We start from the raw sequence: 26,761 nt of genomic DNA on the forward strand, positions 1-26,761 counted from the left end.
GACCGTGTTAAACAAAATTAAAACTCAGCTTGCGGCGATGCCGTTGGTGCAGGGAAAGCATAAAAAATGGTTTATGGGCGCTGCGGCCGTGGTGCTGACCGGCGCTATTGTGGCCTCACTGTGGCGCAGCGGCGGCGGCTATGTCGCCCTGTATGGCGCCCGGGAAAATCTGCCAACCGGCCTGGTGGTTGAAGCCCTGGGCGCAGAGAACATTGCCTACCGGATTAACCCGGACAACGGACAAATTCTGGTGGCGGAAAACAAACTGTCGAAGGCGCGTATGGCGCTGGCGGCGAAGGGCATCAGCGCGGTACTGCCGGAAGGCTATGAGCTGATGGACAAAGAAGAGATGCTCGGCAGCAGCCAGTTTGTACAGAACGTGCGCTACAAGCGGAGCCTTGAAGGGGAACTTTCAAAAAGCATTATGGGCCTGGAGCCGGTGGAGCTGGCGCGCGTTCACCTTGGGCTTAGCGAAGCCAGTTCCTTCGTGATGAGCAACAAGCCCGAGAGCAGCGCGTCGGTTATCGTCCAGCTTCATCACGGCAAAACCCTCGATGAATCGCAGGTCGCAGCCATTGTTCAACTGGTTTCCGGCAGCGTGCCGGGGATGAAGGCCAGCAGCGTGCGCGTGGTGGACCAGGCCGGCAATTTGCTTTCCGAAGGGTTACAAAACGGCAGCAGCCTGGCCGGTATTCGTCAGGCCAATGACGTTGTGCAGCGCATGAAAATGGACACGGAGAAGAACATTTCCGGGCTACTGACCTCGCTGGTGGGCAGCAACAACTTCCGCATTAGCGTAGCGCCCCAGGTTGACATGAGCAGCGTGGAAGAGACTCAGGAGCGCCTGGGGAAAGACGCCCGGGTCAGCGATGAAAATATCAGCCAGGAAAACGTCACTAATGAACTGGCCATCGGCGTACCGGGCTCCCTCAGTAACCGCCCTGTAAACCCGCCGGCTGCGGCGGCGAACGCGCCCGCCAACGCTAACGCGACTCAGCCCGCTAATCCGCAGTCCCTCAGTAGCCGCAACTCCGAGCAGCGTAAGTACGCCTACGACCGCGATATCCGCCATATCCGCCACCCGGGCTACCAGCTTGAGAAGCTGCGCGTGGCCATAGCCCTGAACCAGACCGCGCCTGCGCTGGCGAAGATCACGCCGGAAAAACTGGCTGGCCTGACGCGGCTGGTAGAGGACGCGGCGGGCATAGACAAGGCGCGGGGTGACTCGCTGACGCTTGATGTGATGGCCTTTACTGAACCAGAAGCGACGGCGTTCCCGGTGCTGAAATGGTGGCAGGATCCGCACATGCAGTATTGGGGGCAAACCGGCGGCATTGGCCTGCTGGCGCTGTTGACCCTGCTGTTTGGCGTGCGCCCGGTCGTACAGCGCTTCAGCCGCCGCGAAGTCGTCGTTGCTGAGGCGGCAAATGAGCCAGCGCTGGAAAGCGGCTCGTTGCTTGAAAACGAATTAATGGCGACCGATGAAGGCCTGGCGCCGGGGCTGCCTAAATCGTCATTCCAGAACGATGACAACCTGCCACCGCAAAGCTCCGGCCTTGAAACGAAAGTCGAATACTTACAGATGCTCGCCCAGAGCGAAACCGAGCGGGTGGCGGAAGTACTGAAACAGTGGATCAACAGCAATGAGCGAACCAACAGTAAGCAAGAGCAGTAAAAGCAGCGCAGGCAACGGGCGCTCACGCATAGAACAGGCGGCGATTCTGCTGCTGAGCGTAGGCGAAGACGCCGCCGCTCAGGTGATGCAGAAGCTGAGCCGGGAAGAGGTGATTTTGCTCAGCGAAACCATGGCGCGGCTGCACGGCGTGAAGGTAACGCAGGCGCGCCAGGCAATGAACAATTTCTTTCAGGATTACCGCGAGCAGAGTGGGATTAACGGCGCCTCACGCACCTACCTGCGCAGCATTCTCGAAAAAGCCCTTGGGGGCGAAATTGCGCGCAGCGTGATTAATGGCATCTATGGCGATGAGATTCGCTACCGCATGGCTCGCCTGCAGTGGGTGGACGTGCCTCAGTTGGCGGCGCTTATCGAGCAGGAGCACTTGCAGTTACAGGCCGTGTTCCTTGCTTTCCTGCCGCCGGATGTGGCGGCCAGCGTGCTGAGCGTGCTGGCGCAGGAACGCCAGGATGAAATCGTCTACCGGATAGCCAAACTGGATGACGTTAACCGCGACGTTATTGATGAGCTGGACAGACTGATAGATCGCGGCGTGGCGGTGCTCTCAGAGCATGGTTCCAAAGTCACCGGTATTAAACACGCCGCCAATATCGTCAACCGCATCCCGGAAAACCAGCAACTGCTGCTGGACCAGCTTCGCGAACGTGACGAAGACGTCGTGGACGAGCTGAAAGACGAAATGTACGAGTTCTTCATCCTCAGCCGGCAGAACCAAAACACGCTCCAGCGCCTGATGGAAGAGATCCCAATGGAAGAATGGGCGGTGGCGCTGAAGGGCACTGAACCGGTGCTGCGGCAGGCCATCTGCAACGTGATGCCAAAGCGTCAGGTGCAGCTGCTGCAAAGCACCACATCGCGCCTCGGCCCGGTGCCGGTCAGCCGAATTGAGCAGGTGCGCAAAGAGATCATGGGCACCGTGCGCCAGCTGGCGGAAGATGGCGAAATCCAGGTGCAACTGTTCGCGGAGCAGACGCTGGAATGACCATGTTTAAAAATGCCAAAGCCGCCACGCTGGGCAGCCTGACTGCCCGTCGTCAGGGCGTGATTAAGCCCAGACTGCATAAATTCCCCCCGCTGCGTAAAAGCTGGCAGCAGACAAGCCTCGAGCAGTCGGGCCAGGCCTTCGATCCGGAAGCGTACCAGCAACAACTGGTTCAGGGTTTCCAGGATGGCCTGAACCGTGGCTTTGCCCAGGGTATGGAAGAGGGGAAGGAAGAGGGGTATCAGGAAGGCGCCCGCCTCGGTTTTGACGAAGGGATGCGTAAAGGGCTGGAAGAAGGAAAGCTGCACGCTCGTCAGCTGTTTTTGGCTGCGGCTGAGCCGCTGGACGGCGCCGCCCAGGAGCTGCGCCAGTATCTCAGCGCCTACGAGCAGCGCCGTCGCGAAGAACTTCTGCAATTGGTGGAAAAAGTCACCCGCCAGGTGATTCGCTGCGAGCTGGCGCTGCATCCTACCCAGATGCTGACGCTGGTAGAAGAGGCGCTCCAAGGCCTGCCGCAAATCCCCGAACAAATTCGCGTCTTGCTCAGCGCTGAGGAATACCAGCGCGTCAGTGAAGCCGAGCCAGAGAAAGCCCGCCAATGGGGGCTGGGCGCCGACCCGGATCTCGACGCCGGTGAATGCCGTGTCGTCACGGAGACCAGCGAAATGGATATCGGCTGTCAGCATCGCCTTGACCAATGCATGGCTGCGCTAAAAGAAAACCTGCTGCCGGAAACGCAAGATGAGTGATCTGGATTTCGAACAGGCGCTGCGCTCTATCGAAAACATCAACCTTGCCCGCGTGGCGGGCAGGCTGGTGCGTGTGAACGGTATTCTGCTTGAATGCGTCGGCTGCAGGCTGGCGGTAGGGCAGATGTGTCGGGTAGAAGGCGCCGACAGCGAACTTATTGATGCCCAGGTCGTGGGATTTGACCGCGATCTCACCTGGCTGATGCCGTTTAAACATCCCACCGGCTTAATCGCCGGGGCGCGCGTTTTTCCGGCAGATAAACAGGAAGGGGTGATGATCGGCGACCGCTGGCTTGGCCGCGTGGTCAACGGGCTGGGCGAGCCGCTGGACAACAAAGGCAAGCTTGTCGGCGACACGCCGCTACCGCAGCATTTACCCCAGGTTCATCCATTGACGCGCCAGGGCGTGGCGGAGCCGCTCGACGTCGGCGTGAGGACGATCAACGGCCTGCTGACGATCGGCAAAGGCCAGCGCGTCGGGCTGATGGCGGGCAGCGGCGTCGGCAAAAGCGTGCTGCTTGGCATGATAACCCGCTACACCCAGGCGGAAGTGGTGGTGGTCGGGCTTATCGGCGAGCGCGGACGCGAAGTGAAAGAATTTATTGAAAACTCGCTGCAGGCCGAGGGGCTGGCGAAGTCGGTTATCGTGGCGGCCCCGGCCGACGAGTCGCCGCTGATGCGTATCAAGGCCACTGAACTGTGTCACACCATCGCCAGCTACTACCGCGATAAGGGTAAAGATGTCCTGCTGCTGGTGGATTCCCTGACGCGCTACGCAATGGCCCAGCGCGAGATTGCGCTCTCTCTTGGCGAACCGCCCGCCACCAAAGGTTACCCGCCCTCGGCTTTTGGCATGATCCCTCGCCTGGTGGAAAGCGCGGGCAACAGCACCGGACGCGGCACCATGACCGCGATTTATACCGTGCTGGCGGAAGGGGACGATCAGCAGGATCCGATCGTTGACTGCGCCCGCGCGGTGCTGGATGGGCACATCGTCCTTTCCAGGCATCTCGCCGAAGCCGGGCATTATCCGGCCATCGATGTGGGGCAGTCCATCAGCCGCTGCATGAGCCAGGTAACGGAACGTCCTCACCAGTTGGCGGCCAGAACGCTGAAGCAGCTATACGCCGAATACCAAAATATCAAGCCGCTGTTGCCGCTCGGCGGCTACGTTGCCGGGGCCGACCCGATGGCTGACCGGGCGGTAAAACTGGCCCCGGCGATCGCGCAATTTCTTCAGCAAGAGGTGCATGAACCCGCGCCGCTGGTCAATACCATCCGTGACTTATGCCTGCTATCGCAGGCGGGATAATCGGCCATGAGCAAACTGATAACCACGCTTGAACAGCTACATACGCTCCGCAACCGGGCGGTAAAAGAGACCGGCGCCCGGCTGAATGCTCAGCAACAGCTGTGCCAGCGCTATGAAAAGAATATCAGTACCCTGACATCCCTTGCCGCCGGACTCGGCCCGGAAACAGGGACTTCGGCGCTGCAAATGGTGAACCACTCCGGGTATAAGCGCACCCTCCAGCGAGTCATCGACTGGCAGAAGCAAGAGCAGGCGCTGGCCGAGCTGGAGGCGCGCCAGCTACAGGGCGCTTTGCTGCAGGAAGCGAAGCGTGAAAAAAGCCTTGAGGTGGTACTCGAGGCAAAACGCAGCGAGCGTTATGCAGAACAGGCGCGAGGCGAGCGGAAGGCTACGGATGCCGTGTCCGCTCAGTGCTGGCTCCGTCAGCGGCTCGCTCATCGCTAAGAGTTACCTCATGAAACCAACGCGTAACCGCAACACTTTGCTCGATAACCTTTTAAAGCGCCAGCGCGCGGCGGTGCCGCCCCGGACGCCCTTTGTCAGCGTGGTTTGCCCGACCTGGAACCGGCGTGAGTTTCTGCCGTACCTGCTCTACATCTACCAGTATCAGGACTACCCGGCGGATAAACGCGAGCTGATAATTCTGGATGACTCAGAGCAGAGTAATCAGGATCTGATCGAGATGATGGTCGATTCGGCGCTGCATAACGTGCGTTATGTTCACAGCCCGGAGCGCCTGCCGCTTGGGCGAAAACGCAATATGCTCAACGAACTTGCTCTCGGGGAGTACATCATCAGCTTTGACGATGATGACTACTATCCGCCGGAGAAAATTTCACACCAGGTGGCGGAAATGCAGGGCCACAACGCGCTGTTTTCCGGCTGCGACCAGATATACGTTTGGTACAGCCACCTTGATAAAATGTACCTCAGCCACCGCTTTGGCCCGCATCATGCGCTAAACGGCACTTTTGGCGTGCATCGCAACCTGTTGAAGAAAAACCGTTATCAGGACGATATCGCGCTGGGAGAAGAACGAACCTTTCTTAATAACTTCACCACGCCGGTGCTGCAGCTTGCCCCCGAGAAGTCCATTGTTTGCATTTCCCACAGCCGCAACACCTACGACAAAGACTTCGTCATGGGGAGCTGTATCCCGGTAGATTTGCGCCTGGAAGACCTGGTAAAAGATGAAAATCTGCTGGCACATTACCGGCGCTTAAGCCGGGCGCCGCTAAACCAAAAAGTGGCATGGTCGGTGTTCCACAAGGTCGCGGTTATCTACGCTCCTGGGCAGGAAGCGGCGCTTGAGGAACAGTGCCGGACGCTTATCGATTTTGGTTTTAGCGCCGGGCAACTGTTGCCGGTGGCGCTTCAGCGGGAAAACGATCCGGCGCTGGCGGAGCTGAAAACCCACTGCGCTCTGCTGGAGCAGGCCCGCCAGGAGGGCTGGCACAACCTCTTGCTGCTGGATGCGGCAGTGCACTTTGTGAAGAAAGAAAATTCGGTACAGCAGGTTAATGCGCTGCTGACCCGGCTGGAACACATCGACTGGCAGGCGCTGATGCTGGGCGGAAAATACCGCGAACTGCGTGGAATGAAATCGCTGTCTGGCGTGGTGCGCGTGCGTGCGGCGGAAAACGGCTGCGCCTATGCCGTGCATGCTAACTTTTATTCCTCGCTGATTGCGGCCTACCGCCAGGCCATCGCCGGGGGACAAACCCGCGATGAGGCCTGTCAGACATTATTTGAACAAAGCTGCTGGCTTGGTTTTTATCCCAGCTTCGCCTTTATCCAGCAAACGCTGGACAGGCAGACCGGCCAGCCGGTCGATTGCACCCACTGGTTTTTCCGTAAACATCGATAAGTCAACGGAAGGCGCTATTCCATCCTGGAGAAAGAAATGGATATCATCGAACGTTATCAACCTGAATTTGTTCTTCGCCATGCGGCCCTGGATCCGGTATGCGAGTGCCCGGCCTGCTGCCGTGCCCCCGAAGGCTGGCCGCGCATCAGCGTAAACCTGGCGACCCAGGTTCGCGAAAGCCTGGACCCCGGCTGCGAAAGCGTTGCCCGCGAGCTGTTGCTTAATCCGCAGGCGTTTGTGTTGCACATGTCGGAGGGGGAATCGCCAGCCGCTGGTGAACTGAAGGCGTGGGACAGTACGCTCAACCAGCAGGGGATTCATCTGGCGGTGCATCCGGCCCTTTCCCTGGAGGAGAGCCTGTACGCCCTCGGCGTGCTGTTAAGCAAAGCGCAGCAGGATCTTGCTGACGATAACTGCGATCCCGCGCGGCTGGTTTCTATGGGCGAGCAGCTTGCTCACCTGGCGGAGCATGGCGTGCTGGCACAACAGTTGGCGATGCTGCCGCCCATTGAAGAAAACGCCCTGGCCGCGCTAAAAGCGATGGGCGCCATGCGTCTGGATCTCAACCTGCCGATCGCGGAGAAAATGAGCGTGATGCTGAAATTGAGCGAATTAGGCGTCATGCCCGCCAGTCGCCTCAGCGAGCGTTTACTGGAGCTGCAAGCCGGCCTTCAGCGCTGTGAATGGCTAACGACACAGCCACATATCTTACGTAATGTACTGATTTACCGCCTGTATCACGACGTCTTCCCCGGTCCTGGCTGCGAAAACTACGGGGCCGCCATGTTCTCGCTGGCGCAGGACTTCTTCCAGTTAAAAATGTTGTTCGCCATCGGGAGCGAGGCAGAGGAAAGTTTGACGGAGAAGACGATGATTGCGCTGTTTAGCGCGTGGTATCGCTGGCGTCAGGCCAACCCGACGGTGACGCACAAAGAAAACAGTGCGGACTACAGCCTGCTTTGCGGACTTTCGCTGCTGTAAAGCAAAACCCCCCGCTGCCGCCTGAACGGGAACGGGGGAAGCTGTCAGGCTGATCTAAAAATAACGTTAAGCCGGCTGATAAAGCCAGTTTTCCGGCTCGCTGCTGTTCACCAGATTCTCAAGGATTTCCTGCTGCATCCCCAGCAATAACCCATTTCCTTCATTTGCTGTTTGACAGCGCATGGCCTGAATTTCCAGGTCGGCCCAAAGGGCGTTCACTTGCCCCTGATGTGACGCCGGCAGACAAGCAAGCAAGGCTTTAATCCCCTGCGGACCGGCGGGGATGCCCAGCCCGGCAAGCGTGGCATAACGCTGCTGGCTATGGGCGGCCAGGCGTTCATAGATTTGTATCAGCTTGCCGTTAAGCTCATCCAGCCTGGCGGACTGATGGCCCACGATAAGCTGGCGCTGCTGCTCCAGCAGGGTGTTAAGCTCGGTGTAGTATTGACGGTCAGCAATCATGTCTGCAATTAACTGCTTAACGCCCTGGGCTGCATTGCTCATCACTTACCTCTGATAGTATTTCTGCATCGCGCCGGTCAACTCATCCAGATTGAGGCTGATTTTCCCTGCGCTGATGGCTTCTTTCATCGCTTCGACGCGCGCCATATCCACTTCCGGCATCGCGGCCATGTTCTGCTGTGCCTCGCCCAGAACCGGATCCACCGGGCGAGCCTTTTCGGCGCTGCTGCCTTCTTCCGCCTGGGGGCGAGTCTGCTGAGCCGCTTTGCTGTTAAGCGGGGCAACGGCTGGGCTGTACTGGGTTGAATTGACTTTCATCGCTGTTCTCCGGTGGTTCTATGGTTCTGTTTTTTATTGCGTTGCAGGGTGATTCCATCGGGGAGGAAAGTCGCTTTCCTGTTCCCTTACCGGGGTAAGGCGACCCGGTAACAGCGAAACTTTAATAGCAAAATTAAAAATTATTTTGTCTCGGCGTGGAGCATACGCACGACGCCCGCCTCGGCCACCACGGCGCTAACCACGCGTTGGCTGCTTTCATTCTTCACTTTAATCATTTCGCCTTTTCGCCCCTTTTTCATCGCTTCCCCAACGGTCCTGGCTTCAATCCCGTCCTGCATGGCCACCATCAGCACGCGCTGCCCGCGCTCAACCAGCACCGGTGACTCGAGGTGGGCGCGGGTAATGGGCTGGTCTGCACGGAGGTGTCGCTTCAGCGTCATGCCGAGAGCGTCTTTGGGATTTGTCAGGTAGCTGGAACGCGATCCGGAAACCGGGCGTGTTTTGAGCTGAAGATCTGCCCCGGTCAACACATGCCCACGTTCCAGCGCGTGCTTCGCGGCGACCACGTTCTGCTCGGCGGCATAAAGTGCAGGCGTCAGCGCGAGCAAACTCGACAGCGTCGCAACCCGGAAGAAGAGGGGGAAGTTTGCTTTCCCTTTATACAGGTGTGGCTTGGTAAAATTCTTGATATTCATGATGTTATAACTCTGGCACGGTAATTGCTAAACAAGGGTGAGTTAGCGATTTTTGGCCGTTGTTTTTCATCACGAGGATGTGGGCTGTGAGTATTTCTTTTGACAAAGCATTGGGTGTTCATCCGCAGGCAGTAGCACTTCGACTTTCCCGAGCAGAGTTGCTATCCGCCAACCTGGCTAACGTCGACACCCCAAACTTCCAGGCTAAAGATATTGATTTTGCCGCGGAGATGCAACGTTCAGCGTGGAGTTTTTCAACTGCCTCTTCGCCGCAGGAAAAATATCGCGTGCCATATCAGCCCGCTTCCGATGGCAACACGGTCGCCTTAGACGTGGAGCAGGCTGAGTTTTCAAAAAATGTGCAGGACTACCAGGCAAGCCTGGCCTTTCTGAACATGAAATTTGTTGGCCTGAAAAAGGCTATCGAAGGGAAATAACGGACTCAGGTAAGCATGCAAGATGGCATTTAACAATATCTATCGTGTTTCAGGCTCAGCGATGACGGCACAAACCGTTCGCCTGAATACCATCGCCAGCAACATGGCAAACGCTGACTCGCCCTCGGCGACAGAAAACGGCGTCTACAAGGCGCGCCGCCCGGTGTTTGCCTCGGTTTATCAAAATGATGAGTTGATGGGCAACCGGGCGCTGACCGGGGCAAGAGTGCAGGTGATGGATGTCGTTGAAACCGGCAACGCGGTGCAGCGCTATGAGCCTAACCACCCGATGGCGGATGACCGCGGCTACGTCTATTACCCGGACGTTAACGTGGTGGAAGAGATGGCGGACATGATGTCGGCCTCACGCAGTTTTGAAACCAGCGTGGATGTGCTTAACAGCGTGAAAAGTATGCAGCAAAGCCTGCTGCGCCTTGGAGAAGTGTGAACATGAATGTGAATAACGACGCCAGTAATTTTAGCGCCAGCGGCAACAATGGCGTGGCGAACAATGGCAGCGCAGCCGGTATGAACAGCCTGTTTATGCAGCTTCTGGTTGCGCAAATCCAAAACCAGGACCCGCTAAACCCAACGGACGGCACCGAATATGTCGGCCAACTGGCGCAATTGACCCAGGTGCAATCGATGGAAACCATGTCCCAGTTGATGGCCAACAACGCCGTGCTGATGGACAACCTGCAAACGCTCAGCACCGGAAACCTCGTCGGACAGAAGGTGATGGTGCAGAGCAGTAGCTTTACTTCCGACGGGACGACGACCGTAGACGGACGGTTGACGCTGGAACATGCCGCAGGCGTCGTGACCGTGATCGTTAAGGATTCCGCCGGTACCGAGCACAAAATCGAGCTGGGCAAGCAGGACGCCGGGCAGGTGGATTTTACCCTCGACCCGGAAACAATGGGGCTGGCAGAAGGGAAATACACGCTCAGCGTGGTGACCGATACCGGGGAAGAAACCGTGCCGATTGAGCTGGGAGGCATCATCAACAACGTGCGCATTCCTCTGGACGGCAGCCCGACCATGCTCAACATTTCGGGCCTGGGCGAAATTGCCTACAACTACATCAGCCAATTTGGACAATCTGCCCCTGCCGGCAAGGCATAAATCAGGGTTTGCAGAATTAATCAGGAAGACATTATATGAGTTTTAGCATTGCCACCTCCGGCCTTAACGCCATCACCGAACAGCTGAATGCGATTTCTAACAACATTGCCAACTCCGGTACCGTAGGGTTTAAATCCGGCCGCGCGGAGTTTGCTGCCCTGTATGCCCAAAGCCAGCCGCTTGGCGTGGGCGTCACCGGCATGACCCAGAGCATTACCCGTGGAGGCGCTATCAATGCCACCGGTAATGGCCTGGATTTGGCTATCTCCGGCAACGGCTTTTTCGTGGTGCGCGATAGCGCAGGCACAACGGCCTATACCCGCGCGGGCTATTTCGGTACCGACAACAACGGCAACCTTATCAACAGCTCCGGCATGAACCTGCAGGGTTACCCGGTTGACGCCAACGGCGTGCTGCAGGTGGGCAGCATCGGCAATCTGACCATCAGCAGCGGTTCCATCCCTGCGAAAGCCACCGAAAATATCGATTTCACCGCCAACCTGGATGCCCGGGCGGAAAAACCCGTTACCGCTAAATTCGATCCTAAAGACAACACCTCCTACAACAATACTTACGCGACGCAGGTCTACGACTCGCTGGGCCGCGAACACACGATTAATCAGTATTTCGTTAAGACCGACGAAAATACCTGGGAAGTTTACTACTACATGGACGACCAGCCGCTGACGAACCCGGCGAGCAAAACCATGACTTTTAGCGATCAGGGCATTTTGAGTGAGCCAAACGGAGCCGTGAAACTGACCATTGATATTCCCGGCGCACAGGCGATGGATGTCGACCTGAGCTACACCGGCACCACCCAGTACGGCTCTGATTTCTCCGTCAGTAAAAATAAGGGGAACGGCTACGCATCCGGTGAAAAAACGGGTCAGCAAATTGACGAGGACGGATCGGTGTATGCCACGTTTTCCAACGGCGAGCGCATGCTGCAGGGACAGCTGATCCTGGCCAACTTTGCGAATCCGAACGGGCTGGCCGCACAGGACGGCACCACCTGGATGCAGACCGCCGCATCAGGGACACCGCTGACCGGCACCCCGGGAAGCGGCCTGCTCGGCCCGGTTAAAGCCGGGGCACTGGAAGCCTCTAACGTTGACCTGACGTCCGAACTGGTGGGGTTGATGAGCGCCCAGCGTAACTACCAGGCGAACACCAAAGTCATCAGCACCAACGACAGCATGATGAACGCGCTGTTCCAGGCCGTGTAATGGATCACTTAATTTATACCGCGGTAAGCGGCGCAAACCGCAGCCTGTCCCAGCAGCAGATCCACGCCAACAACCTGGCTAACGTCAATACCCATGGCTTTCGTAGCGATCTGGAAAGCGCGCAGGCTCAGCAGATCGAGGGCGCGGGCTACGACTCACGCTATCTGGTGCAGCCGACTAGCGGCGGCGTTGACATGACGCCGGGGGCGATGAAGCAGACCGGTCGCGATCTCGACGTTGCCCTGCGCGGAAACGGCCTGATCGCCCTCGGCAGCGGCAACCGCGAAGTTTATACCCGCCACGGTCAAATTGACGTCGGCCCTGAAGGCGATCTGACGATCGGCGGCTTGCCGGTCGAAGGTGACAACGGGCCTATCGTGCTGCCGCCATTTTCACACATCTCCATTGCTCAGGACGGGGTGATAAGCATTGTGCCGGATGACGGCGGCCCCGCCGTACCGGTGGAAATCGATCGCCTCAAGCTGGTGGATATCCCCGCCGGGCAGTTGCGGAAAAACAGCGCCGGGCTCCTCGTCACTAACGCGCTGAACAACCCGCGTAATGAAGACGTGATGGTGGCCTCCGGGCATCTTGAAAGCGCTAACGTGTCGGCCATCAGTGAGATGGTCTCCAGCATTGCGCTGAACCGGCAGTTTGAGGCGCAGATCAAGATGATGAAAGCGGCAGATGACCTGGCCACGGCGGGCAATCGCCTGCTGCGCGGCAGTTGATGACAAGGAAAGAGAACGATGAATCCAGCTTTATGGGTAAGTAAAACCGGGCTTGCGGCGCAGGATGCCAAAATGGGCGCGATTTCTAACAACCTCGCCAACGTCAATACCTCCGGGTTTAAGCGCGACCGCGTGATGTTCTCGGATCTGTTTTATCAGAACCAGCGCGCCCCGGGCGGGCAGCTCGATCAGAACAACACCGCACCCACCGGCATCCAGTTCGGCAGCGGTGTGAAAATTGTCGGCACGCAGAAAGAGTTTTCCACCGGCAACATTCAGAACACCGGGCAGGAACTGGACGTGGCGATTACCGGGCAAGGGTTCTTTCAGGTCGAAACGCCGGACGGCGAAATCGCCTATACCCGTGCGGGCAACCTGCAGCGCAATCAAGAAGGGGTGATTACCAACGCCGCAGGGCTGCCGTTGGTGCCGCAAATTGAGCTGCCGGCGAATACCAAACAGCTTCAGATAGCGAAAGACGGCACCGTGATGGCGCTGGTGGGCGGCGAAGCCGATCCCGTTGAGCTAGGGCAGATTACCCTGGTGAACTTCGTCAATCCGGCCGGTCTGGAAGCCGTGGGCGGCAACCTCTACCGCGAAACGGCCGCCAGTGGTGAAGCCGTCGAAGGCATCCCCGGCGAAGAGGCTTTCGGCCAGCTGGAGCAGGGCTCACTCGAGGGGTCTAACGTGCAGGTCGTCGAGGAGATGGTGGACATGATTACCGTTCAGCGCGCCTACGAAATGAACGCCAAAATGGTGTCCGCCGCCGACGATATGCTCAAGTTTGTCACCCAGACGATGTGATGATGGGTTAATGAAGTGAAGAGAGTCATGAAAAAGCAGTGTTTTATCGGTTTACTGGCATTGATGCTGGCCGGGTGTGAAAGCCCGGCTTTGCTGGTGCATAAAGACGATGCGGCCTTTGCGCCGCCGGAAGATTTCATCATGCCGGACACGGCGGTGCAGGGGGGCGGGGTCTATAACGGCGGCTATAACTGGTCGCTGACCCAGGATCGCCGGGCCTATCGCGTGGGCGATATCCTGACCGTGCGTCTCGATGAGTCAACCCAGGCCAGTAAACAAGCCCGCACCAACTTCGGCAAGAAAAACGACGTCACGCTCGGCGTGCCGCAGGCATTCGGCCACTCGGTCGACAAGCTAAGCGGTTCCGTGGACGGCGAGCGCAACTTCAACGGCAACGCCAGTTCCCAGCAGCAAAACAGCCTGCGCGGCTCCATTACCGTTGCGGTATTCAAAGTGCTGCCAAACGGCGTGCTGGCGGTGCGCGGTGAGAAATGGCTCACCCTCAATCAGGGGGATGAGTACATGCGCGTCACGGGCCTGGTCCGTGCCGATGATGTCGAGCGGGATAACACCGTTTCTTCCCAGCGCATCGCTAACGCCCGCATCTCGTATGCAGGCCGGGGGGCGCTGAGCGACTCGAATGCGGCGGGCTGGCTGACGCGTATCTTCAACCACCCGCTGTTCCCTATCTAACCGGAGTTGACGATGCGTAACGTAGCGCTTTTCCTCTCGCTCCTGTGGAGTACCTGTGCGTTGGCTGAAACGCTGGGCAACATCGTGGATATTCAGGGCGTACGCGGCAACCAGCTAGTGGGCTACAGCCTGGTGGTTGGCCTGGACGGTTCCGGCGATAAAAACCAGGTGAAATTTACCAGTCAGTCGGTGACCAACATGCTGCGTCAGTTTGGCGTGCAGTTGCCTACAAAAATTGACCCTAAGGTGAAAAACGTCGCCGCGGTAGCCATCAGCGCCACGCTACCGCCGGGCTATGCTCGCGGGCAGTCTATTGACGTGACGGTTTCTTCTATTGGCGACGCAAAGAGTTTGCGCGGAGGCACGCTGCTGCTTACCCAGCTTCGGGGGGCCGACGGCGAAGTCTATGCCCTGGCCCAGGGCAATGTAGTGGTGGGCGGCGTGAAAGCGGAGGGCAACAGCGGTTCCAGCGTGACCGTGAACACGCCAACGGTAGGGCGAGTGCCGAACGGCGGCTCTATCGAGCGCGAGATCCCAACCGATTTTCAGGACAACAGCCAGGTGATGCTTAACCTGAAGCGTCCAAGTTTTAAAACCGCCAATAACGTAGCGGTCGCGCTGAACAGCGCCTTTGGAGCAAACACCGCCGTCGCGCAAAGCGCGACTAACGTTGCGGTGCGTGCGCCGATGGATCCCGGCGAGCGCGTGCGTTTTATGTCGATGCTGGAAGATGTGCAAATTAACGCCGGGAAGCAACCGCCTCGCGTGGTGTTTAACGCCCGTACCGGCACGGTAGTTATCGGTGACGGTGTGGTGGTACGTGCCGCGGCCGTTTCTCACGGCAACCTGACGGTGACCATTCGCGAAAGCAGCAATGTCAGCCAGCCGGGCGCATTCAGCCAGGGCCGGACCGTGGTGACGCCGGACAGCGACGTTAACGTTAATCGCGGACGTGGTCAGATGGTCACCCTTCCCGCTGGAACCAGCCTGCGCAGCATTGTTAGCACCATTAACAGCCTCGGGGCAGCCCCGGACGACACCATGGCCATTCTGCAGGCGCTGCATGAGGCCGGGGCGCTGGACGCCGAGCTGGTGGTGATTTAAGGAACCCAGATGATCAATCCGATTAACCGGCAACAAACCGTGCTGCCCGGCGATATGACCGGCCAGGTCAAGCCACAAAATATTGAGCAGGCAGCCGAACAGTTTGAAGCGATGTTCCTGCGTTCGATGATGCAGCAGATGCGTAAAGCCTCGGATGCCATGGCCGCCGAGGACAGCCCGTTTAACAGTAAGCAGCAGCGCATGATGCGTGACTTTTACGACGATCGCCTGGCCTCTGAGCTGGCGTCGCAGCGCAGCACCGGCATTGCCGGGATGATTATCGCTCAGCTGGCGCCTGCCGGGGTTAAGGCCGGGATGAAAAGTGCCGCTTTAACACAGCAGCCAACAGAAATAGCCACCCCGGTCATCCCCGTGATGCGTCGCGGTCAGGAGTCATAACAGATGAGCATGATTAATATTGCCTATAGCGGTATTCAGGCCGCCCAGACGGGGATGAGCGTCACCTCGATGAACATCGCCAACCTGCTGACGCCGGGCTACAGCCGGCAGGGGCTGCTGCAAAGTGCAGTTGGGCCTATGGGCCAGGTCGGCCTATCCGCTGGTAACGGCGTACAGGTGGACAGTATCCGCCGTATTTCCAGCCAATACCTGGTGAATCAGGTCTGGCAGACGAACACCAAAGCCAGCTATTACACCTCAGGGCAGCAGTATCTCGGTGCGCTGGAGGAAGTGATTGGCACGGATTCAACCAGCCTGGGCAAAGGGCTGGATGAGTTTTTTGGCGCCCTGAGTGCGATGACCACGCAGCCTGAATCCCCGGCGCTTCGTCAGCAGTTGTTAAACCAGGCCAACTCGCTGGCGACGCGTTTTAACAGCATGAATGATTTTATCAACAGCCAGAAAAGCTCACTTTCTACCCAGCGTAATGCGGCGGTGGATAGCATCAATTCCCTGAGTTCTGGTATCGCCAGCTATAACCAGAAAATCATCGAGCTGGAGTCCACCGGCGGCAACAGCAGCGTGCTGCGGGATCAGCGCGACGAACTGGTGAAAAAGCTGAGTGAGCTGGCGGACGTGAAAGTGACTGAAGACGGAACCGGCAGCTACACCGTGGCCCTGAAAGGCGGCCAGCCGCTGGTCAGTGGCAAAACGGCGGGCGAAATGAAAGCGGGTGTAGATGCCAACGGCAACAGCACCCTCAGCCTGAAGTTTTCCACCAGCGAATTTAGCCTCAACCCATCGGCAGGCGGGCAGCTTGGCGCGCTTTACGACTATGAAACGACCACGTTGAAAGAGATGCAAAGCGCGATTCAGGGCATGGCGGAAGCCGTCGCTGACCTGTTTAACACTCAGCTGGCGCAGGGGTTTGATCTCAATGGGAACCCCGGCAAGCCGCTGTTTGTGTTTGATCCGAGCAACAGCGCGGGGATGCTGCAGGTCACTGACCTGAAACCGGATGAGATTGCGCTGTCAGGGACGGATGATGAACCGGGCAACGGCGATAACCTGCAACAGCTTATCGACCTAAAAAACAGCAAAACGAACATTGGCGGCCTCGGCAACATGAGCCTTAACGAGGGGGCCGCGGCGATCATCTCCCGCGTGGGGATTGCCAGTCGCCAGAATAAAACTGAACAAGAAGCGGCTATCTCCGTAGCCAATCAGGCCCAGACCCAGCGCGATAATCTCAGCGCGGTCAACGAGGACGAAGAAGCGATCAACCTGCAAATTTATATGCAGTCCTACCAGGCCAACCTGAAAGTCATCGCCACGGGCGACCAGATTTTCAGCGATCTGCTTAATCTGTTCTAACGAGGGTTGGAGAACACTTTATGAGAATCAGTAGTCTGTATAACTCTTCACAGATGCTTAGCCAGTTGGGCAGCAACAGCGAGAGCATCAGCAAGCTGATGCAGCAGCTTGCCACGCAGAAGAGAATCAACGTCCCGTCGGACGATCCGGTGGCCGCCAGCCGGCTCGTGCAGCTTAACCGCGAGCAGTCGGCAATTCAGCAGTACCAGAGCAACATCACCAGCATCAGCGGGACGCTGGCCAGCCAGGAGTCTCACCTGCAGGCGATGAACGACCAACTGCTGGCACTGAACGACAAGCTGCTGGCGGCGGCTAACGGCACCAATAGCCAGAAGGATATGGCGGGTTACGGTGCAGAGCTTGAGTCAATGCTCGATTCGCTGGTGGCATCCATGAATGCGCAGAATGAAAACGGCAGCTATTTGTTTGCCGGCACCAAAACCGGGACTAAGCCGGTGCAGTGGGATGAGGCCGCACGGACATTTGTGTTTGCCGGCAATGATGGCTCGCGCGAAACCACCGTGGCGAACGGCGTTAACATTAAAGAAAATACTAACGTGGCCAGCGCATTCTCGTCCGGGAGTGACGATCTGGACATGCTCAACAAGCTCAAGGCGCTGGCGCAGAAGATGCAGGATCCGGCCGTTCCGGTAGCGGATTACCAGAGTGAGATAGACGATATGCTGAGATCCACCACCGCCACGCGGGACAGCGTGTCGGCAATCTTTACCGACGTGGGCGGGCGGCAGAACCGCTTAACTCTGCTGAGCGACGCGCATACTGATGTCAGCGCGGCAAACGAGCAGGTGGTCCGCGATCTTTCTTACAGCGACCCCGCGACGGCGACGGTGAACCTTCAATTGTTTATAAATTCGGTTCAGATTTCCAACCAGGCTTACAGCATGATCAGTAAGCTCTCCTTGTTTAGCGTGATGTAGCCATGCAGGTTGGTTTAACCACAACAACATCTTCACATGCCGCCGCGCTGAGCCGCGGCAATATTGATGCCCCGCAGGCCGTCCAGCGCCGTAAGGTTGACGAAGCTACGGCATCCCGCAGCCCGTTTCCTGAAGCGGCGCTGCTCTCTACTCGCCCGCTGCGCTACAACGTCCAGCTCAATCAGCAACTGACGGCTGTGCAGCAGGCGGACAGCTACCTTTCCAGCGCCGAAACGCAGCTTTTGCAGTTGCGGCATGCGGCGAATCAGGGGAAAGCTCAGGCGCCGGCGGCAGGGCTTGAGCGTCTGTTATCACGGCGTACTCAGCTTTCCGGCGGGACGGTTGATCGCCAGTTTAACGTCCGGCTACAGAGCCAGTCGCAGGTGAATTTCACGCTGCCCGGCAGTGACAAAATCCTGACTTCACCCGGCGGGGAAACGTTAGTCTTTATGCTGGGCGGCGCGAAGCGAGAGCTGGCTGCGGTCGCGCTGCCGGAAGAAGGTTCGCCCCGCACGGTCTTAACCCACCTCAACGTTGGCCTGGGGCGAATGGGGATCCACGCGAACCTCGACAGGAGTGGACAGGTTAGTTTCAGCGTGGATGAATCGCGCTGGGAGCAGGTCAGCCAACAGCTCAGCGTGCGGGGGGAAGGGCATAACTTCCCGTCCGATGCGTTTACTCTACTGGCGGTCCAGGCGGAAAAGGCTCAGCAGGAAGATCTGGTGCAACTGGCTGCGCGCCCGGGCAGCAGCCGGGAAGGGCAGTCGCATTTGCAGCAGGCGCTGGAGCAGATAACGCTGCAGCGCGGTAAGCTGCGGGCACATCAGGAGCGCGTCCGGTCGCGTATTGATGAGATGGCCACGCCGTATAGCCCGCAGCAGGCGCAGGACACGGCGCAGGCGCTGGGCAGCGTGCTGGAGAAAAGCGGCGACAGTTTTACCACGCTTAACCGCGCGCTGGGGGCGCAGGCGAACGTGCAGCTTGCTACGGTGAAAAATTTGCTCGGGTAGGGCTATGTTTACGCACTCTCAGGCCCTCTCCCCAAAGGGGCGGGGAGGGAAAAGAGGTCGCGGGATATGGGGTTTATTCCCTCTCCCTTTCAGGGAGAGGGTTAGGGTGAGGGTAAAAACCAGAAGCGACGCTGCGGTTTAAGTTACAACCCGACAGACAGCGAGCCGTTCACCAGGGCTGCGTATACCGCAGGACTCAAAGTGAACGGAGAGGGAAGTGCTAGTGTGAAGGATAAAGAAATATAATCCCGCTTTGCCCGACGACCAGCGGCTGCCCCGCGAGTGTGATCGGCTGCATCCAGATGTCCATATTCATCATTAAATCCACCATACCGTCAATCATTAACCCCTTGTTGGGGGCGTTGTAGTAAATGGGAGACCAGGAAAACCACTGCTGGCGTTGATGGGTGCTGATTTGGGTGAACTTTCCTTTCAGGATAAAACGGGGATCGTCCGGGCTGGTAATGGTCGTCAAAATTGTATGGTTGACCATTTCCATATGGGTGTCATAGGTCTCTTTTCGCCGCGACATCAGATCGTAAAAGCCTATTTGGACATCTACGTTAGCCTGTTGCTCGGGGGGCGTGGCACCCTGCGGCCAGTTGTAAAAACCGAACAAGCCGATCAGCAGAAGGGCAATTACTGCACTCAGAAGCCATTTAACCAATGCGGCACTCCTCCATTTCAGCGATTTTTCTTCGTGTTTCTCTCAGGATCAGGTTGTTTAGCTGGCTGATGTCGATCCGCCAGTGGTAGATGGCCATGGCCAGTTGCTTACTGTCGCAGCGGCTTTTCAGCGAAAACGTATAGTTGAGCGTTTGATCGATGCTCTGATAATAAACATTCATCATGATCGACTGCCCTTTCAGGAGTTGATTCATTTGATAGAGGGTGTCTTTCAGCTCGCTGTAAAACCGATCTTGATTGCCGTTCAGATGGCCCGCCGGGTAAATCTCGAACAGATGAATGTTGCTGTAGACGTTACTCTCCTGCTCCTGGTACTGCAGGAGATGGTGGGCGTGCTCAAAATAGCGCCATGTTGCAAAGGCAGTGACGATCAGAGCCACGGCGGCAATTAAGGCAATAGTCGGAAAACGTTGCCACCGGGGAGCGCGAGCCATCGCTGGGGCGGGTTTCTGCGTGTCCGCTGTGCCACTTGCGGGCTCAGGTGAGAAGGGGAGCTCTGCCATCTCATCCGTTTTCGGAGGCTGCGGGTTATCAAAGAGTACGGCCTCGCTGAGTAGCGCATCGTCCGATTTATCCGTGACTTCATCTTCTTCTTTTTCAATCACGCTGCAGTAATCAGCTTCCAGCACATAACCTTTTCGAGGGATGGTTTTGATTATCTTTTGCTGTTTGCCATCATCTTCCAGCGCCGTGCGCAGCGCATGAATAGCGTTTGGCAAACTATTATTGCCAATCACTCTATGCTCCCAGACAAGCGTGGTCAGTTCTTCTCTGGTGAGGATCTTGCCCGCATGCTGAGTCAGCGTATCCAGCAGTTTTAGCTGATATTCTCCGAGGCGTTTACGTTCCCCGCTGGTTAAATGGAGAATCGAACCGGAGCTAATATCAATCAGCCAGTTATTTACAGCACAATAGCGTTTATTCATTTTTGGCTGCAGCCATTCCTATAATAATTAACGGATATCGTGAGGCCATACGTGAGCGTCACGAATACATTCGTCATCATTAAGTCCATTTAATCTTCATTACTAAGCGGTTGCTCGTTGCTGAGGGAACGAAAAAGCAACCTGCCTCTATACCTTTGTACAGATTTGTTCGTCTGTGGATGGTGAAAGGTGTGGCTTAAAGGGGTGGAGATAGTAATGTCATCTTCCTTGCCTCTTTTTTACGCTATAAAAATGTGATTATCAATATGTTTTAAGGCGGTTTTTGTGGTGTTTTATTAAATAAAATAATGAAAAGTTAATGATTGTGAGTGCGAGTGGGCGATGTTGTAAAAATTATTTTTGATGTGAAAATAATGTTCTCAATAATGTGAGTTATTAACTTTATTTTCTTTTTATTAAAAATGGCGCAACGCATTTTTTATTTATTTTTTTTATTTAAGATTTATCTCAAAAGTGTCGCTTTGAAATGTTTTTTATTCATCCCTCTCTCGTTTATATTGAATGAGAATGATTGTTTGTAAAATAAAGATGTTTTATCAGGCTGCGGTTCAGAGGGGGCATAAATAAATATGAAAATAGATTTAATCTTAAAGAGTGACGTGTCGTTTTATCTCTGTACAACAGTCAGGAGACTGAGCATCAGGTTCATCAAGGAGAATAAACATGTCTTTATCTATTTTCACCAGTGGCTCTTCCATGGCGTCGATCAACGCGCTGAATAAATCCAACAGCATGCTGTCCACTGCGATGGAACGCCTGGGCACCGGCAAACGCATTAACTCTGCGGCCGATGATGCGGCTGGCCTGCAGATTGCCTCCCGCCTGCAGGGGCAGAGCAACGGCATGGCCGTCGCGCAGCGCAATATCTCAGACGCCACGGCGATGCTGCAGACGGCGGAAGGGGCGTTCGACGAAGTGAGCAACATCATGTACCGCATGAAGGACCTGGCCACCCAGGGCGCGAACGACACCAACACCACGGAAGACCGCGACGCGATCAACTCTGAGCTGGGCGAACTGCAAAAAGAGCTGGGCAACATCATGAGCAACACCTCCTACGGCGGTGAAAAGCTGTTTGCTGCGGCCGGCAAGCTGACTCAGGACATGAACTTCCAGATTGGCTCGAGCGCGGACGAGAAAATGACCGTCAGCCTGTCGGCTTCCCTCGGGGATGCCAACACCGCCATTAATGGCCTGTCTGGCTCCACTATCACCGATGCAGCCAGCGCCCAGGATCTGATGTCCGATCTGGAAGACAGCCTGGCGGCAGTGGGCACCATTCGTTCAAGCCTGGGGGCCAACATCAATCGCCTGGGCCACACGGCGGCCAACCTGGCGAACATGAAAGACAACACCGAACTGGCGCTGGGCAACATTCAGGACGCTGACTTCGCGAGCGAAGCGTCTTCCATGACGCGTAACCAGATGCTGGCGCAGACCAGCATGTCGATGCTGAAGCAGTCCAACAGCATGTCCGGCATGGTGATGTCCCTGCTGGGCTAAACCGCCGCGTACTGAGCCGACAAAAAGCACCGCCTTCGGGCGGTGCTTTTTATTTATCGGCAGAAAAATGCGTTTTTTTCATCGTACCGTTTAATTTTGCCTGCCCGCGTGCCGCCTTGATTGAGTAACGAAAGCTACACAATACGAACTGAATCAAAAGGATTGATTATGTCTTTATCTATTTTCACTAACGGCTCTTCCATGGCGTCGATCAACGCGCTGAATAAATCCAACAGCATGCTGTCCACTGCGATGGAGCGCCTGGGCACCGGCAAACGCATTAACTCTGCGGCCGATGATGCGGCTGGCCTGCAGATTGCCTCCCGCCTGCAGGGGCAGAGCAACGGCATGGCCGTCGCGCAGCGCAATATCTCAGATGCCACGGCGATGCTGCAGACGGCGGAAGGGGCGTTCGATGAAGTGAGCAACATCATGTACCGCATGAAGGACCTGGCCACCCAGGGCGCGAACGACACCAACACCACGGAAGACCGCGACGCTATCAACTCTGAGCTGGGCGAACTGCAAAAAGAGCTGGGCAACATCATGAGCAACACCTCCTACGGCGGTGAGAAGCTGTTTGCTGCGGCCGGCAAGCTGACTCAGGACATGAACTTCCAGATTGGCTCGAGCGCGGACGAGAAAATGACCGTCAGCCTGTCGGCTTCCCTCGGAGATGCCAACACCGCCATTAATGGCCTGTCTGGCACCACCATCACCGATGCAGCCAGCGCCCAGGATCTGATGTCTGACCTGGAAGACAGCCTGGCGGCAGTGGGCACCATTCGTTCAAGCCTGGGGGCCAACATCAATCGCCTGGGCCACACGGCGGCCAACCTGGCGAACATGAAAGACAACACCGAACTGGCGCTGGGCAACATTCAGGACGCTGACTTCGCGAGCGAAGCGTCTTCCATGACGCGTAACCAGATGCTGGCGCAGACCAGCATGTCGATGCTGAAGCAGTCCAACAGCATGTCCGGCATGGTGATGTCCCTGCTGGGCTAAGCCGTCACGCACTAAGACGACAAAACACACCGCTTTAGGGCGGTGTTTTTGTATCTGCCTCTCGCGTGTCACCTTCCTTCTGTGCGGAAGCTTTTCTTCCGCGTGTTCATCTAATGCATTGATTAATTTGAAACTTAAAACATGGCACGGTAATTGCTAAACAATGCTCAGCGGCGTTTGACTTGCCTTACGTGCCCGTATTTCTGGAGATAAAAATGTCTGATTTGACCAGCCTGGATCCGCAAACTCTGGCCACGCAGCTAGCGGGGTATGACATCGCCGCTATGCAGGCGGCGCTGAAAAAACAGACCAGCTCTTTGACTGCTCAAAAAGCGGCATTGACGGCGCTTCGCACGGCTTTGAGCGACTTTCGAAGCGCATTAACCGGATTGAATAAAACCGACAGCGGGATGCTGCAGAACGTGGCCACGACGAATGTTGAAGGCGTGGCTAACGTGACCGCAGGGAGCGGTGCGCAGAAAGGCGCTTACAACCTGTTCGTGCAGCAGTTGGCTTCCGCGCACCAGATTGCGTTCGATGATATGACCGACGAGTCGATCAAAAATGCGGCCGGAACCATGACCATCACCATCAACGGTAAGTCGATGGATATCGAGATGGATGGCCTGGAGTCGATGTCGGATCTGACCCGGAAGATCAATAGCAATAACGATAAAGACGCGCCGAAAGTGACCGCCTCGCTGATTCGTACCGACGGTAAAGTCAGCCTGATGCTGAGCAGTGATGAAAGCGGCAAAGACAACATTGTTGAGGTCAATGCCAGCGGTCTGGATCCGGCTAGCGCGCAAAAATTTGGCGTGTCAGAAACCATCACCAAACCGCGTAACGCGGAGTTTAAGCTGGGTGAAAGCGATAAGGTCTATGAAAGTAGTTCTAATACCCTCGATAAGCTTATCGACGGCGTCACCATTGAACTGACGAAAGCGCAAAAGGACGGCGATGAGCCGCTGCGTATCAATATCGGGGTAGATAACACCGCCACTAAAGAGCAGATACAGAGCTTTGTGGATGCGTTTAATACGCTGAAAACCGAGCTGGGTAAGCTCACCAACAGCGGCAGCGACGGGAAAGATCGCGGCGCCTTTGCCGGTGATGCCGGGATAGCCTCGCTGGAAAGGGATCTGAATAACCTGTTGCGTCAGACTTTCGGCGAAAAAAATATGACCGACTACGGTATCACCGCCAGTCGGGACGGCACGTTATCCATCGACAGTACCCGCCTCGATAAGGCTCTTCAGAACGATCCCCATGGCCTGAATGAACTGTTTAACGGCAATAGCGGGCTGATTAAAAGCATGGATAAGTCGCTGGATAAATACCTCAACACGTCTAACGGCCTGCTGAAAGGGCGCCAGGAAACGCTGGATCGCCAGCAAACGGAAATCGACATCAAAACGGACAAAATCCAGGCGCGATATGACACCTCATATAACCGCTACCTGAAACAGTTTACCCAACTGCAGTCCATCATGACGCAGATGAATAACACCATGAGTATGTTTGGCCTGGCCTAAGGGAAAGTAAGTTATGTATGGAAATGAGCAGGAGGGCCTCGGCCACTATCAGCAGTCCGATCTGGCCATTCAGGCCGCAGCGGCGAGCCCGCATCAGCTGGTACTGATGTTGTTTAACGGCCTGATGGATGAGTTAGTCCGCGCGAAGAGCCACATTGCTGCTCGCCGTTACGAGCGCAAGGTGCAGAGCATTAACAAGTGCATCGACATTCTTAACGCGCTAACCAGCGCCCTGGATTATGACAAAGGGGGCGATTTGGCGTTAAGCCTCGCCAACCTTTATGACTACTGCGTGTATCGCCTGTATGACGCGAGCCACAAACTCTCCGTTGAGTACGTTGATGAGGTGGAAAAGATCCTCGGCAACCTGCAGGACGGGTGGCAAAAAATGGGCCAGCAGCATGAATGATATTCAGGTCATTCGCTTCCTGACGCGCGCGCTTGACGTGGCGGCAGAGAACGAAAATTGGTCTCAGGTGCAGGAAGTAGACAAGCAAATCGCTTCGCTACTCGCTTCATTAGCGGGGGAGCCCCTTAGCGATGAGAAGCGTGTTGCCCTGGAGGCGCTGCGGCGTATGCACCGGAAAGTGAACGACAGGTGTCGCCAGAAAAGCGAAGAACTGGAGCGAAAAATGGCGCTACAGCGTCGCAATCAGGAGGGGATTGCGGCCTACGCAGCTTTTATGGATGAAGGGGACATTCGATGATGAAGATGGTCTCCTCACCTTTGGGGCTGGCTGATGCGCCGGGCTTACAGAATGCCGTCACGCCGCACAGCATTGCGCCTGCCATCCCGGGATTGCAGCCCGCGGTATCCACTCCATTGCCTTTTACGCTTTCGATGCTGAGCGTGATGCAAACCGGGCCTGGGGATGATGTCGGACTGGACGATGCCGGGACAACTCTCCATGGGCCTGAAGAGGAAGACGGAGACTCTGCGCTACAAGCCGGAGCGCCCGTGATGTTGCTTCAACAAATGCTGGATGGCTTGCTGGCGGCAAGGGACTCACTGGCCGCGCCGGTTAACGCGGCCCCGAGCCTGATAGCTGATGCGACTCCGCCAGCCCCGGTGAGAGAAGCGTTGTTCTCGCCCGTAAGTTTGCCAGGCTCAGGTTCGCCGGCCCTGGCACAAGCGACAACGCTGACTGACGCCGGCGCACTGCCAGCCATGCCGTCGATGGCGATAAAAAACATTGAGATTACGGCACCTGTGGCCGGGTTGAATGCCGGTGACAGCGTGGCTGTCTCAACCTTGCGCCCTGTAATACAGCCTGGCGCTGTGGGGAGTGAAACCCCGCTTGCTTCGGCGACCATCAAGCTTGCGCCCGACTCTTCACGCTGGACTCAACAGCTGCAGTCCGCGCTCGGCGAACGGTTACAGGTGCAGATTAAGGACCAGATCCAGCACGCGACCATCCGGCTCGATCCGCCGGAGATGGGCAAGATAGACATTGCCGTGCAGATCGAAAACGGACGCGTGCAGGTCACGATTAATGCAAGCCAGGGGGAGGTTTACCGTGCGCTTCAGCAGGTCAGTAATGACTTACGTCAGAGTCTGACTGAGCAGAATTTTGTGCAGGTGAATGTCCAGGTTTCCTCTCAGAACGGGCAGCGCGATGGCGGGCAGCAACAGGCGTCACGCGAGCAACAGCAGGATGTTATCGCCGCCTTAGACCTCGAGGCGCAAGCCACCGAGCGGCGTGAAGATGCCTCCGTTCTAATGACCGTTTAATAACAGAAAATTATGACAGTAAAAACGTTTTCTCTGGGGCTGTTAATCGCCCTTATTGCCGCCGCGTTTGCGGCGGTGTTGACCATAGTGGGTACTCACGTTCTGAGCAGGGATGAGGGCGGAAGCGGCATGCTGACCTCGTTGTTCAGCTCCACGGATGAACAGCGCGTTGAGTTTGTCGAAATTAAAAATGTCGTTATCACTCTGCAAAGCAACGGGAGTAAAGAACGTTACCTGCTGCTGGAGCTGGCCTTAGCGACCAACGATCCTGGTAGCGTGCAGAGGATTAACGACATGTCCCCGGCGGTACGCGGCGCCACGGTGAGCCTGCTCTCCGACATGCACTATGACAGGGTGCGTGCTATGAGCGTTTCCGAGCTGAAAGCAGAGCTAATGAAGGCCTATGGCGAACGCTTCAGAAGCCTCAACAGCACCATACCGTTTCAGGATGTGATCATCAGCAAGATGGTCTTTCAGTAAGT

Annotated in this window: 30 protein-coding genes and 1 pseudogene; 26 read left to right on the plus strand and 5 right to left on the minus strand. The window is 56.6% G+C overall.

Annotated elements, in window-relative coordinates; genetic code table 11:
• Nucleotides 1-4 precede the first annotated feature (4 nt).
• The 7 genes from fliF to VW41_05450 are packed head-to-tail and all read left to right on the plus strand — an operon-like array spanning nt 5 to nt 7,587.
• On the plus strand, nt 5-1,675 hold the full coding sequence (gene fliF / locus VW41_05420) for a flagellar MS-ring protein (protein ID AJZ91868.1): 1,671 nt from the start codon (nt 5-7) through the stop codon (nt 1,673-1,675).
• The gene (gene fliG / locus VW41_05425; GenBank protein AJZ88516.1) at nt 1,644-2,678 is read left to right on the plus strand and encodes a flagellar motor switch protein G; all 1,035 of its coding nucleotides are present in this window, start codon (nt 1,644-1,646) and stop codon (nt 2,676-2,678) included. Before fliF ends, fliG begins: the two co-directional genes overlap by 32 nt.
• Before the next feature lie 2 nt (nt 2,679-2,680).
• A complete protein-coding gene (fliH, locus tag VW41_05430; protein AJZ88517.1) occupies nt 2,681-3,427 on the plus strand; it encodes a flagellar assembly protein H in 747 nt (248 codons plus the stop codon).
• Complete coding sequence (gene fliI / locus VW41_05435) at nt 3,420-4,739, plus strand: ATP synthase (protein ID AJZ88518.1); 1,320 nt, start codon at nt 3,420-3,422, stop codon at nt 4,737-4,739. Before fliH ends, fliI begins: the two co-directional genes overlap by 8 nt.
• 6 nt (nt 4,740-4,745) lie before the next feature.
• A complete protein-coding gene (locus VW41_05440) occupies nt 4,746-5,183 on the plus strand; it encodes a flagellar export protein FliJ (protein AJZ88519.1) in 438 nt (145 codons plus the stop codon).
• Nucleotides 5,184-5,193: 10 nt separating this feature from the next.
• Nucleotides 5,194-6,606 carry a glycosyl transferase family 2 gene (locus VW41_05445; protein AJZ88520.1) on the plus strand — a complete coding sequence of 471 codons (1,413 nt, stop codon included), beginning with the start codon at nt 5,194-5,196 and terminating at the stop codon, nt 6,604-6,606.
• A gap of 36 nt (nt 6,607-6,642) precedes the next feature.
• Nucleotides 6,643-7,587: a hypothetical protein gene (locus tag VW41_05450; GenBank protein AJZ88521.1), complete on the plus strand. Its 945-nt coding sequence runs from the start codon at nt 6,643-6,645 to the stop codon at nt 7,585-7,587.
• Nucleotides 7,588-7,653: 66 nt separating this feature from the next.
• On the opposite strand, the gene VW41_05455 is transcribed toward VW41_05450, so the two are convergent.
• The 3 genes and pseudogenes from VW41_05455 to VW41_05465 all read right to left on the minus strand — a co-directional run bounded on the left by VW41_05455 (nt 7,654) and on the right by VW41_05465 (nt 8,885).
• A complete protein-coding gene (locus VW41_05455) occupies nt 7,654-8,091 on the minus strand; it encodes a hypothetical protein (protein AJZ88522.1) in 438 nt (145 codons plus the stop codon).
• Between the two features lie 3 nt (nt 8,092-8,094).
• Nucleotides 8,095-8,367, minus strand: a complete 273-nt coding sequence (locus VW41_05460) for a flagellar biosynthesis anti-sigma factor FlgM (protein ID AJZ88523.1) — start codon at nt 8,365-8,367, stop codon at nt 8,095-8,097.
• 140 nt (nt 8,368-8,507) lie between these two features.
• Nucleotides 8,508-8,885: pseudogene (locus VW41_05465) on the minus strand (flagellar basal body P-ring biosynthesis protein FlgA).
• A gap of 224 nt (nt 8,886-9,109) precedes the next feature.
• Between VW41_05465 and flgB the strand changes: the two are divergent.
• Genes flgB through VW41_05525 form a run of 12 tightly spaced genes read left to right on the plus strand, consistent with a single transcriptional unit; the run spans nt 9,110 to nt 18,867 of the window.
• Nucleotides 9,110-9,460, plus strand: a complete 351-nt coding sequence (flgB, locus tag VW41_05470) for a flagellar basal body rod protein FlgB (GenBank protein ID AJZ88524.1) — start codon at nt 9,110-9,112, stop codon at nt 9,458-9,460.
• Between the two features lie 22 nt (nt 9,461-9,482).
• A complete protein-coding gene (locus tag VW41_05475; protein ID AJZ88525.1) occupies nt 9,483-9,908 on the plus strand; it encodes a flagellar basal body rod protein FlgC in 426 nt (141 codons plus the stop codon).
• Between the two features lie 2 nt (nt 9,909-9,910).
• Nucleotides 9,911-10,585, plus strand: a complete 675-nt coding sequence (gene flgD, locus VW41_05480; protein AJZ88526.1) for a flagellar basal body rod modification protein — start codon at nt 9,911-9,913, stop codon at nt 10,583-10,585.
• A gap of 35 nt (nt 10,586-10,620) precedes the next feature.
• The gene (gene flgE, locus VW41_05485; GenBank protein AJZ88527.1) at nt 10,621-11,814 is read left to right on the plus strand and encodes a flagellar hook protein FlgE; all 1,194 of its coding nucleotides are present in this window, start codon (nt 10,621-10,623) and stop codon (nt 11,812-11,814) included.
• Nucleotides 11,814-12,545 (plus strand): flagellar basal body rod protein FlgF, encoded by a 732-nt coding sequence (locus VW41_05490; protein ID AJZ88528.1) that lies wholly within the window; start codon nt 11,814-11,816, stop codon nt 12,543-12,545. Before flgE ends, VW41_05490 begins: the two co-directional genes overlap by 1 nt.
• 18 nt (nt 12,546-12,563) lie before the next feature.
• The gene (gene flgG, locus VW41_05495) at nt 12,564-13,349 is read left to right on the plus strand and encodes a flagellar basal body rod protein FlgG (GenBank protein AJZ88529.1); all 786 of its coding nucleotides are present in this window, start codon (nt 12,564-12,566) and stop codon (nt 13,347-13,349) included.
• A 27-nt stretch (nt 13,350-13,376) separates the two neighbouring features.
• Nucleotides 13,377-14,042: a flagellar basal body L-ring protein gene (gene flgH / locus VW41_05500; GenBank protein ID AJZ88530.1), complete on the plus strand. Its 666-nt coding sequence runs from the start codon at nt 13,377-13,379 to the stop codon at nt 14,040-14,042.
• A 12-nt stretch (nt 14,043-14,054) separates the two neighbouring features.
• On the plus strand, nt 14,055-15,146 hold the full coding sequence (locus VW41_05505; protein AJZ88531.1) for a flagellar P-ring protein FlgI: 1,092 nt from the start codon (nt 14,055-14,057) through the stop codon (nt 15,144-15,146).
• Between the two features lie 9 nt (nt 15,147-15,155).
• Entirely contained in the window at nt 15,156-15,545 is a 390-nt protein-coding gene (locus tag VW41_05510) for a peptidoglycan hydrolase (GenBank protein ID AJZ88532.1), read from the plus strand.
• Between the two features lie 3 nt (nt 15,546-15,548).
• A complete protein-coding gene (locus VW41_05515) occupies nt 15,549-16,919 on the plus strand; it encodes a flagellar hook protein FlgK (GenBank protein AJZ88533.1) in 1,371 nt (456 codons plus the stop codon).
• Between the two features lie 53 nt (nt 16,920-16,972).
• Nucleotides 16,973-17,857 (plus strand): flagellar hook-associated protein, encoded by an 885-nt coding sequence (locus VW41_05520; protein AJZ88534.1) that lies wholly within the window; start codon nt 16,973-16,975, stop codon nt 17,855-17,857.
• 2 nt (nt 17,858-17,859) lie between these two features.
• Nucleotides 17,860-18,867: a hypothetical protein gene (locus VW41_05525; GenBank protein AJZ88535.1), complete on the plus strand. Its 1,008-nt coding sequence runs from the start codon at nt 17,860-17,862 to the stop codon at nt 18,865-18,867.
• Nucleotides 18,868-19,087: 220 nt separating this feature from the next.
• Here the strand turns inward: VW41_05525 and VW41_05530 are convergent, their stop codons facing one another.
• Nucleotides 19,088-19,492, minus strand: coding sequence for a hypothetical protein (locus VW41_05530; GenBank protein ID AJZ91869.1), 405 nt, complete (start codon nt 19,490-19,492; stop codon nt 19,088-19,090).
• Between the two features lie 34 nt (nt 19,493-19,526).
• On the minus strand, nt 19,527-20,480 hold the full coding sequence (locus tag VW41_05535) for a transcriptional regulator (protein AJZ88536.1): 954 nt from the start codon (nt 20,478-20,480) through the stop codon (nt 19,527-19,529).
• 717 nt (nt 20,481-21,197) lie between these two features.
• Here VW41_05535 and VW41_05540 point away from each other — a divergent pair.
• The 7 genes from VW41_05540 to VW41_05570 all read left to right on the plus strand — a co-directional run bounded on the left by VW41_05540 (nt 21,198) and on the right by VW41_05570 (nt 26,759).
• Nucleotides 21,198-22,004 (plus strand): flagellin, encoded by an 807-nt coding sequence (locus VW41_05540; GenBank protein ID AJZ91870.1) that lies wholly within the window; start codon nt 21,198-21,200, stop codon nt 22,002-22,004.
• Between the two features lie 201 nt (nt 22,005-22,205).
• Complete coding sequence (locus VW41_05545; GenBank protein AJZ91871.1) at nt 22,206-23,012, plus strand: flagellin; 807 nt, start codon at nt 22,206-22,208, stop codon at nt 23,010-23,012.
• Nucleotides 23,013-23,227: 215 nt separating this feature from the next.
• A complete protein-coding gene (locus VW41_05550) occupies nt 23,228-24,547 on the plus strand; it encodes a flagellar hook-associated protein (GenBank protein AJZ88537.1) in 1,320 nt (439 codons plus the stop codon).
• 13 nt (nt 24,548-24,560) lie between these two features.
• Entirely contained in the window at nt 24,561-24,956 is a 396-nt protein-coding gene (locus VW41_05555; protein AJZ88538.1) for a flagellar biosynthesis protein FliS, read from the plus strand.
• A complete protein-coding gene (locus VW41_05560) occupies nt 24,949-25,254 on the plus strand; it encodes a hypothetical protein (GenBank protein AJZ88539.1) in 306 nt (101 codons plus the stop codon). Before VW41_05555 ends, VW41_05560 begins: the two co-directional genes overlap by 8 nt.
• Nucleotides 25,255-25,724: 470 nt before the next feature.
• Nucleotides 25,725-26,279: a hypothetical protein gene (locus VW41_05565; GenBank protein ID AJZ91872.1), complete on the plus strand. Its 555-nt coding sequence runs from the start codon at nt 25,725-25,727 to the stop codon at nt 26,277-26,279.
• Between the two features lie 12 nt (nt 26,280-26,291).
• Entirely contained in the window at nt 26,292-26,759 is a 468-nt protein-coding gene (locus tag VW41_05570; GenBank protein AJZ88540.1) for a flagellar biogenesis protein, read from the plus strand.
• The last annotated feature ends 2 nt before the right edge of the window (nt 26,760-26,761 follow it).

It is taken from the genome of Klebsiella michiganensis (assembly GCA_000963575.1).
GTDB lineage: Bacteria > Pseudomonadota > Gammaproteobacteria > Enterobacterales > Enterobacteriaceae > Cedecea > Cedecea michiganensis_A.